The following is an 11,956-nucleotide window of genomic DNA, read 5'->3' as shown; positions in this document are numbered from 1 at the left end:
CCTCGGCGCGAGTCCTATGCTCGGAACGGTGACCAGGATCATCGCCGGCTTCGCCGGATCGCTCACCCTGCGGGTCCCCCGCGCCGGCACGCGACCCACGAGCGACCGGGTGCGCGAGGCGATCTTCTCGGCCCTCGAGGCGCGCGACGCCCTCGACGGCGCGACGGTCATCGACCTCTACGCGGGCTCCGGTGCGCTCGGCCTCGAATCGGCCAGCCGCGGCGCCGCATCCGTGCTGCTGGTGGAGCGCGACCCGAAGGCCGCGAAGACCGCCGGCGAGAACGCCCGCGCGATCGCGACGGCCGCGGCCTCGAACAAGCGCCCGAAGCCCCGGATCGAGGTCGTGATCGCCTCCGTCCGCTCGTTCCTCGACGGCTCGCCCGCGGTCAACGCCGACACGGTCTTCCTCGATCCGCCCTACGACCTCCCCGAGGACGAGCTGGCCGCCGATCTCGCCGGTGTCCTCCCGCTGCTCGCCGAGCACTCCGTCGTCGTCGTCGAGCGGAGCTCGCGCAGCCCGGAGCCGCGCTGGCCCGCGGGGCTCGAGCGCGACCGCCGGAAGGACTACGGCGAGACGACGATCTGGTGGGCGTCGCCGGCGGCGGGCGAGTAGCCGAGCCGCCCGCCGCCGCGGATCAGCCCGTGGCGCCGTCCCAGCCCAGGTAGGGGTCCCAGCCGCCGCGCTCGTCCAGCGCGACTCCGCCGAGCCGCACCTCCGGCGCGCCCTCGCGCACCGTGCCCAGGGCGGTGAACCCCGGCGGCAGCGCCGTGCCGGGCGGGAAGCAGGCGAGCATCGCGTGGTCCTCGCCGCCGCCGAGCACGAGTGCACGAGCGAGTGCCGCGTCGATCCCCTCCACGGCCGTCAGCGGGGCGGCGTGGGCGTCGACGGCATGAGGATCGAGATCGAGCACGACCCCGCTCGCCCGGGCCATCCGCCGGGCGTCGAGGACGACGCCGTCGGAGACGTCCATCATCGCCGTGGCGACACCGCCCGCCGCGATGCCGGCCGCGATCGGCGGCGTCGGCCGCAGCTGCGCGTCGAGCACCTCGGGATGCTCCGCCCGCAGCGCACGGGCGACGGCCGCATCGGGCTCGCCGTCCGTCCGGGCACGCTCGAAGAGCAGCCGGAGGCCGAGCCCGGAGACGCCGAGCGGCCCGGCGGTCGCGATCACGTCGCCCGGGCGCGCGCCGCTCCTCAGCACCGGCGGCCGGCCGTCGAGCGAGCCGAAGGCCGTGATCGCCAGGGTCAGCGTCGCGGAGGCGGACAGGTCGCCGCCGACCACGCCGCAGCCGGGGGCCATCGCCGCGCAGCCCGCGGCGAGACCGTCCGCGATCCCCTCGAGCACGTCGACGCCCAGCCGCTGCGGCGCCGCGATGGCGACCACCAGCGCGGTCGGGCGGGCGCCCATCGCGGCGACGTCGGAGAGGTTGGAGGCGGCGGCCTTCCAGCCGAGATCGAACGGCGAGGACCAGGCGAGCCGGAAGTCCGGGCCGTGCACCATCATGTCGGTGGTCACGACGAAGCGGCCGTCCGGCGCCCGCAGGACCGCGGAGTCGTCGCCCGGCCCGACGAGCGTCTCGGCACCGCCGCCGAGCCTCGGCAGGATCCGCGCGAGGACCTCGCCCTCGCTGAGCTCGGCCAGGGTGGGGCTCGGATCCGGTGCCATGGTTCACACGCTAGCGTTGCCGTCGATGTCCTCCCGCCTCCTCCGCACCCCCCTGGTCGCCGCCGCCGCCGTCCTGCTCCTGAGCGGCTGCTCGGCCGCCGTGGCGCTGCAGCCGGCCGCCGACGCGACGAACGAGGGCTGCGCCGAGGTCTCGGTGCGCCTGCCCGACGTCGTCGCCGAGCTGCCCGAGCGCGAGACGAACGCGCAGGGCACGGCGGCCTGGGGCACCCCCGCCGCCGTCATCCTGCACTGCGGTGTCACGCCCCCCGGTCCGACGACCGAGCTCTGCGTCTCGGTCAGCGGCGTCGACTGGATCATCGACGAGTCGCAGGCCGCCGACGACGTCTACACGCTGACCACCTACGGCCGCGATCCGGCCGTCGAGATCACCGTCGACCAGAGCCGCGCCTCCGGCACCTCGGCCGTCGTCGACCTCGCGAACGCCGTCTCCTACCTGCCGCAGGAGCGCGCCTGCACGAACGTGTCCGACACGGACACCCTCGACCCGCCGAGCACGCCCGCGGGCTGATCTCGGACGTCCGATCTGCAGGTTCCGCGCCACAGAGAAGGCTTTCCGCGGGACAGGCTCCCGTCGACGTCTGCGGATCGCCTGCATATCGAACGCGAGCGCCCCGTCAGTCCGGCCCGCGGAGGGCCGCGGCCGCGACCTCGAGCGCCCGCTCCGGCGTCGCTCCGAGCGCCCGGGCCCGCGCCGCGTACGCGCCGGCCGCCAGCTGCAGCTCGTGCTCGACCGAGTCGACGCCACCGGACACGACCGTCCCGGCGCGTCCCCGCGTCTCCACGATCCCCGCGGCCTCGAGCTCCTTGTACGCCCGCGCGACGGTCCCCGGAGCGACACCCAGCTCCTCGGCGAGGGTCCGCACCGCGGGCAGCCGCGTGCCGACCAGGAGCGACCCGGCGGCGACCTGCGCGGTGATCCCCTCGCGGATCTGCTCGAACGGCGCCCGCGGACCCGGCTCGAGCCGGAGGCCGAGGCCCGCCTCGGTCATCGGACCGCGGCCGGGACGCGCTCGAGCGCCAGGTCGAGCAGCTCGCTGATCAGGTCGGGGTAGTCGACGCCGCTCGCGCCCCACATCCGCGGGAACATCGAGATCGGCGTGAAGCCGGGCATCGTGTTGATCTCATTGATGACGAAGCCGTCGGCCGTGAGGAAGAAGTCGACGCGGGCGAGGCCCTCGGCCCCGATCGCGGTGAAGGCGCTGACCGCGAGGGCCCGCATCTCGGCGAGCTCGTCCTCGGTGAGCTCGGCCGGGCAGACCAGCTCGACGCCCTTCATGCCGAGGTACTTCGCCTCGAAGTCGTAGAAGCCGCCGCCGCTGACGACCACCTCGCCGGCCACGGACGCCCGCGGGGACTCCCCCCGGCGCGCGCCGAGCACGCCGATCTCGACCTCCCGGCCGACGATCGCGGACTCGATCAGCACCCGGGAGTCGTGCGAGAACGCCTCCTCGAGGGCCGCGTCCAGCTGCGAGCGCTCGTCGACCCGGCTCACGCCGACGCTCGACCCGGCACGGGCCGGCTTGACGAAGGCGGGCAGGCCGAGCTCGTCGAGGGCCGACGACGCGTCGCTCGGGTCCTCGCGCCACTCCGCCTCGGTCACGGTGTACCAGGGGGCGACCGCGATGCCCGCGGCGCGGAAGACGGTCTTGGTGAAGTGCTTGTCCATCCCGAGCGCGGACGCGAGCACGCCCGAGCCGACGTAGGGCAGCCCGACCAGCTCGAGCATTCCCTGGACGGTGCCGTCCTCGCCCCACGGGCCGTGCAGGATCGGCAGGACGACGTCCACATCGCCGAGCGAGCGGACGGAGCCGTCGGCCGCGGTGACGGTCAGCTCGCGGGAGAGCGCCGACTCCGGCCAGCGCACGCGCGTCCCGTTGTCCTCGACCCGCGGCAGGGCGCTCGCGTCGAGCGCGAACTTCTCCGGCCGGTCCTCCTCGAGCACGAACGCGCCGTCAGCGGTGATCCCGACGGGGATCACGTCGAAGCGGTCACGATCGATCGCCCGCAGCACCCCCGCCGCCGTTGCGCAGCTGATCGAGTGCTCGCTTGAACGCCCCCCGAACAGAACGGCCACTGCGAGCTTGCTGGTCATCGAGGTTCCTCTCACCCTGGGGCTCGTCCGAATCCGTGGTCAGGTGCGGCGCGATGTCCTTCGGATCGAGCGTACCGGCGAGCACCTGCGACACCTGCTCGACGATGGGCATGTCGACTCCGCGGGCCCGGGCGAGCTCGAGGATCGGCGCGACCGAGGAGAGCCCCTCCGCCGTCTGCTGCATCGACTTCACGACGTCGCCGAAGCTGTAGCCCTGGCCGAGCAGGCGCCCGGCCGTGTTGTTGCGCGAGAGCGACGAGCTCGACGTCGCGATGAGGTCGCCGAGGCCGGCCAGCCCGGACATCGTCTCGGGCCGGCCGCCGTACGCGACGGCGAAGTCGGTCATCTCGGCGAGGCCGCGGGTGATGATCGACGCCTTGGTGTTCTCGCCGTAGCCGACGCCGTCGACGATGCCGATCGCGACGGCGATCAGATTCTTCAGCACGCCGCCGAACTCGGTCCCGATCACGTCGGTGTTGACGTAGGAGCGGAAGTATCGGTTGGTCGCGGCGAGCGCGACCTCCTGCGCCGTGACGAGGCTCTCCGAGGCGATGACCGCCGCGGTCGGCTGCTCCTTGGCGATCTCGAGCGCGAGGTTCGGCCCGGAGGCGACCGCGATCCGGCTCGGATCGATCGGCAGCACCTGCGAGATCACCTCGCTCATCCGCTGGCCGGTGCCCTTCTCGACGCCCTTCATCAGGCTGACCAGGACGGTCCGCTCGGTGAGGAACGGCGTGATCGCCTCGAGGTTCCCGCGGAGGGTCTGCGACGGGATGGAGAGGTAGACGTGGTCGGCGCCCTCGAGCGCCTCCTCGATCCGCGGGGTCGCTCGGATGTTGCGGGGCAGGTTGATGCCGGGGAGGTAGTCGCTGTTGCGCTTGGCCTCGGTGATCTCGCGGGCGAGCTCGGCCCGCCGCGCCCACATCACGACATCGGAGCCGCCGTCGGCGAGGATCTTGGCGAAGGTGGTCCCCCAGCTGCCGGCGCCGAGGACGGCGACGCGGCGCGGCACGGGGATCGGCGCCTTCTCCGCCCTACTGCCCCTGCTCAAAGCGTCCCGTGCCCTTCTGGTTGTGCTCGGCCGGGTTCCAGCGCTTCTCCGGTGCCGTCTCGCCGCGGAGCTCCTCGAGCAGCCGGGTGATCGCGGCCATCACGACGGTCGACGCCTCGTTGAGGGTCGCGGAGTCGAGGCTGCGCCCGCGGAACGCCGAGAGGTCGACGGGATCGCCGACCAGGACGTCGACGCGCTTGCGGCGGAAGAGGGTGATCCTCTTGGAGTAGCGCCCCATGACCTGCTGCGTGCCCCAGTGCGCGACGGGCACGACGGGCAGTCCGTACTGCAGTGCCATCCGCACCGCGCCCGTCTTGCCGCGCATCGGCCAGAGCTCGGGGTCGCGGGTGAGGGTGCCCTCCGGGTAGATCAGGACGGAGCCGCCCCGGTCGACGAGCTCCTTCGCCGCCTTCAGCGGCTCGCTGCCGCGCACGGAGCCGGCCCGCTCGACCGGGATCTGCCCCGAGGCGCGCAGGATCGCTCCGGCGACGGGGATCTTGAACAGCGACGCCTTCGCCAGGAAGCGCGGCGCGCGACCGGCCCGCCACAGCACCCAGCCCGTGATGAACGGGTCGATCTCGCTGTAGTGGTTCGGCGCGAACACGAACGCGCCCTTGCGCGGGATCTTGTCGATGTCGCGGACCCGGAGGTCCACGGAGGCGGTGAGCGTCGGGATCACCAACGCCGCGAGGAGCCAGAAGATGGACGGGCGGCTTCGTTCAGACACCCGCTCATCCTCGCACCCCGGCTCCGCCGCCCCCGCCGCCCACGCCAACGGGCGGCGCGGCTCCGTGTCTCGGCGATGAGGAGACGGCTGCAGCGCCGTGGGCTCATGCTGGTCGAGTAGCCCCAAAGGGGCGTATCGAGACCCACCGTCCCCCGGTGCGTGGATCTCGATACGCCCGCTCCGCGGGCTACTCGATCAGCATGAAGCGCCCTGCCGTGCTCGAGGGCGCGCATCGACCGGAGGAGACGCCCGCAGACCATGCTGGTCGAGCAGCCCCGCAGGGGCGTATCGAGACCCCTCTCCCCCACGACGTCCGTCGTGCCGCCGCTGCGCGCTCTCCGCTCGCGGGTTCCGGCAGGCTGACACCACTCCGGCACGTCGATCCGGCCGACCACGGGAGGGTGGCGCCGCAGCGTTAGCGTGGCGGAGTGAGCGAGCGACGCGAGAACCCGGTGTCCGCCGCGCTCCACCGGCTCACCGATTCGGTGACGGCGCTCCCGACGCTCGCGTTCGTCCTCCTGCTCGGGTTCGTCGCCGTCTACTCGATCGGCACCCGCAGCCCGGAGCTGCTCGCCCAGCTGCTCGCGTGGGCCGGCCTCGTCGCGGTCGGAGTCGCCGTCGCCACGGGGCTCGTCCTGGTCGTCGTGCGCTCCGTCGCGCGCGCGGTCGGCGGCCCGCTCGCGCACGTCGAGGCCGAGGCGAGCGACGGCGAGGTCGTGCTGGGCCACGGAGACCTGGTCGACGTCCTCCGCTGGGTGGAGCCCCGCCTCCCGCGGCGGGTCTCCCGCCCCTACGCCGTCGTCGTCCCCGGAGCGAGGGGACTCTCCGTCTCCCTCCGCTCGCACGTCGTGATCGTCCCCTGGTCGCGCGTCCGCGCCGTCCGGCGACGCCGGGTCCGTCGAGGGCTGCGCCGGCACGACGCCGTCGTCGTCGACCTCTCCCGGGCCGGGGGCGGCCGGACGCGGTCGCTCACGCTCGTCCCGGTCGAGCATCCGGGGCTGCTCGGTCAGAGCCCCGCCTCTGAGCAGACGCTCGTCCTCCTCCATCGCCGCATCGCCGCGGCGCTCCCACCGGGCGAGCCCGCGCCGGCCTGGGGCACTCCCGACGAGTGACGCCACCCTCGAGGAGCTGCGCCGGCTGGGAGGAGCGCTCCGGTTCGGGGCGTCGCGCAGGCGCGATGCGGCGCTGCCCCTCCGGACGCGTCCCGTGCGTCACCGTCACCGTGCGGCGGGTCGCCTCGGTACCGTGTCGACGTGATCCGCGCCCCTCACCTCCTCGAAGCGGTGCTCGCCGACGCATCGGAGAGCCCCGCGCTCCTGGTCGCTGCGGCGACCGCCGCGGTCGCGATCGCGCTCCTGGTGGTCCTCGTCGCCGCGCGCCTCGTCACCGCTCCGCGCGCCCTGGTCCAGGCGAGCGCGATCGGCGGTGTCGTGGTCGTCGGCGGACCGGCGGTCTCGCGCCTGCTGCGGTTCGGCGACCCGACCCTCCCGACGCCCGATCTGCACCCGTACCTCGTCCTCGATCCGGCGGAGGAGGCCCTCGTGGTGCTCGCCGGCGATCGGCGCGTCGAGATCCTCTGGGACGAGATCCGCGCCCTCGAGCGACGCACCGTCGGCCTCGGGAGCAGGACCGCGATCGGCGTCACGGTGTCCCGTGGGTTCAGGCCGCGGTCCGCGGACCTGCGTCTCGTCGAGGAGCCGGGGCTTCTCGGACTACGGGCGGCATCGGCTGAGAGCGTCGACCGCTTCCACGGGCGGCTCCGCGCGCGGGTGGAGGCGGCCGGGCCCGCGTCCCCCGACAGCCGCTGAGCACGGCGCCGCAACGGGACTCGTGCCTCAGCACGGCCTGCGGGGATCGATCGCGAGGGGTGGTCCCGCGGGACGCCGGCCGAAGCCGCGGAGCGACCGTGCGGCCGAGACTCCGGCACGCGGACACGACTCGGGCTCGCGGGATCCCGCCGATCCGACGAGCCGGAGGCGATTCCGCGAGCCGGAGGTCGCGCCGACGAGCGGCGGCGGGATGTCCGGCACGCGGAAACGGCTCCGGCTCGCAGGATCGGGGGGATTCTGCGAGCCGGAGCCGTTCCAACGTGCCGGAGGTGCTGCGGGACTACGCGTCGAGCGAGAAGTCGGCGCCGAGCAGCTCGAGCTTGGTGAGGAAGTTCTCGTAGCCGCGGCTGATGATGCCGACGTTCGAGACCGAGGAGGTGCCCTCGGCCGAGAGCGCCGCGATCAGGTGCGAGAAGCCGCCGCGCAGGTCGGGAACGACGATGTCGGCGCCGTGCAGCTTCGACGGACCGGAGATGACCGCGGAGTGCATGAAGTTGCGCTGACCGAAGCGGCAGGCCTGGCCGCCGAGGCACTCGCGGTGGATCTGGATGGTCGCGCCCATCTCGACCAGCGCGTCGACGAAGCCGAAGCGCTGCTCGTAGACGGTCTCGTGCACGATCGACACGCCCTTGGCCTTGGTCAGCGCCACGACGAGCGGCTGCTGCCAGTCGGTCATGAAGCCGGGGTGCACGTCGGTCTCGATGATGACCGGCTTGAGCTCGCCACCGGGGTGGTAGAAGCGGATGCCGTCCTCGGCGATCTCGAACGCGCCGCCGACCTTGCGGAAGACGTTGAGGAAGGTCGTCATCTCCTGCTGGCGGGCGCCGCCGACGAAGATGTCGCCGTCGGTCGCGAGGGCCGCGGCGGCCCAGGACGCGGCCTCGTTGCGGTCGAAGAGCGCGCGGTGGGTGTAGCCCTCCAGGCGGTCGACGCCCTCGATGCGGATCACGCGGTCGGTGTCGACCGAGATGATCGCGCCCATCTTCTGCAGGATGTTGATGAGATCCATGATCTCCGGCTCGATGGCCGCACCGGACAGCTCGGTGATGCCCGACGCGCGGACCGCGGTGAGCAGCACCTGCTCGGTCGCGCCGACGCTCGGGTAGGGCAGCGACACCTTGGCGCCGTGCAGGCCCTCGGGCGCCGACATCCGGATGCCGGAGGGCAGCTTCTCGACGATGGCGCCGAAGTTGCGGAGCACCTCGAGGTGGTAGTCGATCGGGCGGTCGCCGATGCGGCAGCCGCCGAGGTCGGGGATGAACGCCTCGCCGAGGCGGTGCAGCAGCGGTCCGCAGAACAGGATCGGGATGCGGCTCGAGCCGGCGTGCGCGTCGATGTCGGCGAAGTGCGCCGACTCGACGTTGGAGGGGTCGAGGATCAGCTCGCCCACCTCGGGGCCCTGCTTCACCTTGACGCCGTGCACCTCGAGGAGGCCCTTCACGACGCGGACGTCGCTGATGTCCGGGACGTCGCGCAGGGTGGACGCGGTCTCGCCGAGGAGCGCGGCGACCATCGCCTTGGTGACGAGGTTCTTCGCGCCCTTGAGCTCGATCCGGCCCTTCAGCGGCCGCCCGCCGTGGATGGTGATCCGCTCGGTGGTCATCCCCACACGGGCTCCCGCCGCCTTCGCATCCTGTGCTCCCGCCGCCTTGGCGTCCTGAAGAAGTGTGTTCACGCTATTTCACCGGCAATGTCTTGGGCCGCCAGCTCGCGCGACGGGTCTCGAATTCGGAAATGAGCGCTTCGTCGCGCAGGGTCAGGCCGATGTCGTCCAGCCCTTCGATCAGGCGCCAACGAGTGTAGTCGTCGACCTCGAAAGGGAAGGTCTCGCCACCGGCGGTGACCGTACGACCAACCAGATCGACGGTCGCTTCTATTCCCGGCGTCGCATCGATCAGCTCCCAGAGCCGGTCGATGTCGCTCTCCGCCAGGGCCGCCGCGAGCAGCCCCTGCTTGCCGGAGTTGCCGCGGAAGATGTCGCCGAAGCGGGAGGACAGCACGACGCGGAAGCCGAAGTCGCGCAGCGCCCAGACGGCGTGCTCGCGGCTGGAGCCGGTGCCGAAGTCGGGGCCGGCGACGAGGATCTGCGCACCCTGGAAGGCCGGCTGGTTGAGCACGAACTCCGGGTCCTGGCGCCAGCCGTGGAAGAGCGCGTCCTCGAAGCCGGTCTTGGTGACCCGCTTGAGGAAGACGGCGGGGATGATCTGGTCGGTGTCGACGTTGCTGCGCTTCAGCGGCGCGGCGATGCCGGTGACGGTCTCGAACTTCTCCATGATCAGGCCTCCACCAGCTCGCGGACGGGCTCCAGATCCGACGGACTGGAGAGGGTGCCGCGCACGGCGGTCGCGGCGGCGACCAGCGGCGACACCAGGTGGGTGCGGCCGCCCTTGCCCTGCCGGCCCTCGAAGTTGCGGTTCGAGGTGGAGGCGCAGCGCTCCCCCGGGGCGAGCTGGTCCGGGTTCATGCCGAGGCACATCGAGCAGCCGGCGAAGCGCCACTCGGCGCCGAACGCGGTGATCACCTTGTCCAGGCCCTCGGCCTCGGCCTCGATGCGCACGCGGGCGGAGCCGGGGACGACCATCACCCGGACGCCGGGCGCCTTGGTGCGGCCGGCGATGATCGACGCGAAGGCGCGGAGGTCCTCGATGCGCGAGTTGGTGCAGGAGCCCATGAAGACCGCGTCGACCGGGATCTCCTTCATCGGGGTGCCGGCCTCGAGGTCCATGTACTCCAGCGCGCGGCGGGCGTTGGAGCGCTCGTTCGGGTCGGCGATCGCGTCGGGGTCGGGCACGGCCTGCGAGAGCGAGACGCCCTGGCCGGGATTGGTGCCCCAGGTGACGAACGGCTCGAGCGCGTCCGCGTCGAGGACGACCTCGGCGTCGAAGACGGCGCCCTCGTCGCTCGGCAGCGTCCGCCAGTAGGCGACCGCGTCCTCCCAGTCCTGCCCCTCGGGGGCGTGCGGGCGGCCCTTCAGGTAGGCGAAGGTCGTCTCGTCCGGCGCGACCATGCCGGCGCGCGCGCCCGCCTCGATCGACATGTTGCAGATCGTCATCCGGCCCTCCATCGAGAGCGCGCGGATCGCCGAGCCGCGGTACTCGAGCACGTAGCCCTGACCGCCGCCGGTGCCGATCTTCGCGATCACGGCGAGGATGATGTCCTTCGCCGTGACGCCCTCGCGCAGCTCGCCCTCGACCGTGATCGCCATGGTCTTGAAGGGCTTGAGCGGCAGGGTCTGCGTGGCCATCACGTGCTCGACCTCGCTGGTGCCGATGCCGAACGCCATCGCGCCGAACGCGCCGTGGGTCGAGGTGTGCGAGTCGCCGCAGACCACCGTGATACCGGGCATGGTCAGCCCGAGCTGCGGGCCGACGACGTGCACGATGCCCTGCTCGATGTCGCCGAGGGAGTGCAGGCGGACGCCGAACTCGGCGGCGTTGCGCCGCAGGGTCTCGATCTGGGTGCGGCTGGTGAGGTCGGCGATCGGCTTGTCGATGCCGACGGTCGGGGTGTTGTGGTCCTCGGTCGCGATCGTCAGATCGGGGCGGCGGACGGGTCGGCCGGCCTGGCGGAGGCCGTCGAAGGCCTGCGGGCTGGTCACCTCGTGCACCAGGTGCAGGTCGATGTAGATCAGGTCGGGCGTGCCGTCCTCGCCCTTGGCGACGAGGTGGTCGTCCCAGACCTTCTCGGCCAGGGTGCACGGGCGATCGGCGGCCGGGGTCTCGGCGGCCGAGGGCGCGGCGGTGTCGGGGGAACTGTCGTTCATGACGGGTTTCTCTTCCTCAGGAATGGTGGTCAGCCCGCGAGAGACACCGCGACGAGGGAGGCCTGTCAGATCGAGGTCTCGTCGCGGCGGAGAAGAAGGAGCCGGCCGAACAGCATTGACCGAGGATAGCACCGCGCCGACGAGCGGCAGGGAGGCGCGGCCCGAGCGGATCGGGGCGGACCGGAGCGGCCGTCAGGGCGCGACGAGCATCGCGATGAGCACCGCGGGGACCACCAGCAGCGCGGCCGCACCGACCACGACGCCGCCGACGACGAAGACCGCGGCCACCGCCGCGCCGACCATCCCGACGAAGCCCGAGCGCCGCTTCACCGGCAGCGCCTCGTGCTCGAACCAGTCGCCGTCGAGCGGGTCGGGCGACTCGCGCTCGAAGCGCTCGGCCTCGTCGATGCGGGCCGGGAGCGCCGCGAGCATCATCGCCGCGTGCTTCGACTCGGCCGCGAGCTCGAGCGGGCGCACCAGGGCGCGCTCGGCGAACTCGAACGGGTCCTCGTCGGTGCGCACCAGCGCACGCTCGAAGGCCCGCCGCTCCTCGGGGGCGGCGCAGTTCTCGATCAGGTAGCCCCACCGGCCCGCCTCGATGAGGTCGCCGGACCTCCGGTAGAGCTCGGACAGGAGGACGCGGGGGTCGATCCAGGTGGGGTCGGCCTCGACGCAGCGCTCGAGCAGCGACACGGCTCCTCGGACGTCACCCTCTGCGAAGCGCATCTTCGCGCGATCGAGAGCCTCGACGGTGTCCATCCCTCCAGTATGCCCATCGACAGCCCGGCTCTGCAGTCCGGAGCCGG

13 protein-coding genes are annotated in these 11,956 nt (G+C 72.7%); 4 read left to right on the top strand and 9 right to left on the bottom strand.

The annotated features are described in order from the left end of the window. Positions 1-28: 28 nt before the first annotated feature. A complete protein-coding gene (locus EDF17_RS05650; RefSeq protein ID WP_123445992.1) occupies positions 29-613 on the top strand; it encodes an RsmD family RNA methyltransferase in 585 nt (194 codons plus the stop codon). 22 nt (positions 614-635) lie between these two features. Here EDF17_RS05650 and thiL read toward each other — a convergent pair whose 3' ends face one another. Further along, positions 636-1,667 carry a thiamine-phosphate kinase gene (thiL, locus tag EDF17_RS05645; protein ID WP_123445573.1) on the bottom strand — a complete coding sequence of 344 codons (1,032 nt, stop codon included), beginning with the start codon at positions 1,665-1,667 and terminating at the stop codon, positions 636-638. A 25-nt stretch (positions 1,668-1,692) separates the two neighbouring features. Between thiL and EDF17_RS05640 the strand changes: the two genes are divergently transcribed. After that, a complete protein-coding gene (locus EDF17_RS05640; protein WP_123445572.1) occupies positions 1,693-2,196 on the top strand; it encodes a DUF3515 domain-containing protein in 504 nt (167 codons plus the stop codon). 106 nt (positions 2,197-2,302) lie between these two features. Here the strand turns inward: EDF17_RS05640 and EDF17_RS05635 are convergent, their stop codons facing one another. Genes EDF17_RS05635 through EDF17_RS05620 form a run of 4 tightly spaced genes read right to left on the bottom strand, consistent with a single transcriptional unit; the run spans position 2,303 to position 5,558 of the window. Beyond that, entirely contained in the window at positions 2,303-2,677 is a 375-nt protein-coding gene (locus tag EDF17_RS05635; RefSeq protein WP_123445571.1) for a GntR family transcriptional regulator, read from the bottom strand. Beyond that, positions 2,674-3,780: a D-alanine--D-alanine ligase family protein gene (locus EDF17_RS05630; protein WP_123445570.1), complete on the bottom strand. Its 1,107-nt coding sequence runs from the start codon at positions 3,778-3,780 to the stop codon at positions 2,674-2,676. The genes EDF17_RS05635 and EDF17_RS05630 overlap by 4 nt, the downstream gene beginning before the upstream one ends. Then, a complete protein-coding gene (locus EDF17_RS05625) occupies positions 3,677-4,792 on the bottom strand; it encodes an NAD(P)H-dependent glycerol-3-phosphate dehydrogenase (protein WP_173286025.1) in 1,116 nt (371 codons plus the stop codon). The genes EDF17_RS05630 and EDF17_RS05625 overlap by 104 nt, the downstream gene beginning before the upstream one ends. Positions 4,793-4,814: 22 nt before the next feature. Next, entirely contained in the window at positions 4,815-5,558 is a 744-nt protein-coding gene (locus EDF17_RS05620; RefSeq protein WP_243732795.1) for a lysophospholipid acyltransferase family protein, read from the bottom strand. A gap of 428 nt (positions 5,559-5,986) precedes the next feature. Here EDF17_RS05620 and EDF17_RS05615 point away from each other — a divergent pair, with 428 nt between their 5' ends. Together EDF17_RS05615 and EDF17_RS05610 are read left to right on the top strand one after the other, a co-directional pair. After that, positions 5,987-6,670: a hypothetical protein gene (locus EDF17_RS05615; RefSeq protein WP_133671917.1), complete on the top strand. Its 684-nt coding sequence runs from the start codon at positions 5,987-5,989 to the stop codon at positions 6,668-6,670. Between the two features lie 141 nt (positions 6,671-6,811). Continuing rightward, positions 6,812-7,366 carry a hypothetical protein gene (locus EDF17_RS05610; protein ID WP_133671915.1) on the top strand — a complete coding sequence of 185 codons (555 nt, stop codon included), beginning with the start codon at positions 6,812-6,814 and terminating at the stop codon, positions 7,364-7,366. Positions 7,367-7,667: 301 nt separating this feature from the next. Here EDF17_RS05610 and murA read toward each other — a convergent pair whose 3' ends face one another. From murA to EDF17_RS05590, 4 genes are all read right to left on the bottom strand, one after another. Continuing rightward, the gene (gene murA, locus EDF17_RS05605; RefSeq protein ID WP_164874434.1) at positions 7,668-8,990 is read right to left on the bottom strand and encodes a UDP-N-acetylglucosamine 1-carboxyvinyltransferase; all 1,323 of its coding nucleotides are present in this window, start codon (positions 8,988-8,990) and stop codon (positions 7,668-7,670) included. 73 nt (positions 8,991-9,063) lie between these two features. Beyond that, positions 9,064-9,660 carry a 3-isopropylmalate dehydratase small subunit gene (gene leuD / locus EDF17_RS05600; RefSeq protein WP_123445564.1) on the bottom strand — a complete coding sequence of 199 codons (597 nt, stop codon included), beginning with the start codon at positions 9,658-9,660 and terminating at the stop codon, positions 9,064-9,066. A gap of 2 nt (positions 9,661-9,662) precedes the next feature. Beyond that, the gene (gene leuC / locus EDF17_RS05595; protein ID WP_123445563.1) at positions 9,663-11,150 is read right to left on the bottom strand and encodes a 3-isopropylmalate dehydratase large subunit; all 1,488 of its coding nucleotides are present in this window, start codon (positions 11,148-11,150) and stop codon (positions 9,663-9,665) included. 192 nt (positions 11,151-11,342) lie between these two features. Continuing rightward, positions 11,343-11,909, bottom strand: a complete 567-nt coding sequence (locus tag EDF17_RS05590; RefSeq protein WP_123445562.1) for a DUF6584 family protein — start codon at positions 11,907-11,909, stop codon at positions 11,343-11,345. Between the last annotated feature and the right edge of the window lie 47 nt (positions 11,910-11,956).

The sequence above is a fragment of the Rathayibacter sp. PhB1 genome (genome assembly GCF_004362935.1).
Lineage (GTDB): Bacteria > Actinomycetota > Actinomycetes > Actinomycetales > Microbacteriaceae > Rathayibacter > Rathayibacter festucae.
The sequence above is the reverse complement of the archived record's forward strand: the minus strand, read 5'-3'. Positions and strand labels throughout refer to the sequence as shown.

Coding starts and splice junctions, on each gene's coding strand:
- leuC (WP_123445563.1), bottom strand. CDS start 11,150: ATGAACGACAGTTCCCCCGACACCGCCGCGCCCTCGGCCGCCGAGACC.
- EDF17_RS05635 (WP_123445571.1), bottom strand. CDS start 2,677: ATGACCGAGGCGGGCCTCGGCCTCCGGCTCGAGCCGGGTCCGCGGGCG.
- EDF17_RS05590 (WP_123445562.1), bottom strand. CDS start 11,909: ATGGACACCGTCGAGGCTCTCGATCGCGCGAAGATGCGCTTCGCAGAG.
- murA (WP_164874434.1), bottom strand. CDS start 8,990: ATGACCACCGAGCGGATCACCATCCACGGCGGGCGGCCGCTGAAGGGC.
- EDF17_RS05640 (WP_123445572.1), top strand. CDS start 1,693: ATGTCCTCCCGCCTCCTCCGCACCCCCCTGGTCGCCGCCGCCGCCGTC.
- thiL (WP_123445573.1), bottom strand. CDS start 1,667: ATGGCACCGGATCCGAGCCCCACCCTGGCCGAGCTCAGCGAGGGCGAG.
- leuD (WP_123445564.1), bottom strand. CDS start 9,660: ATGGAGAAGTTCGAGACCGTCACCGGCATCGCCGCGCCGCTGAAGCGC.
- EDF17_RS05630 (WP_123445570.1), bottom strand. CDS start 3,780: ATGACCAGCAAGCTCGCAGTGGCCGTTCTGTTCGGGGGGCGTTCAAGC.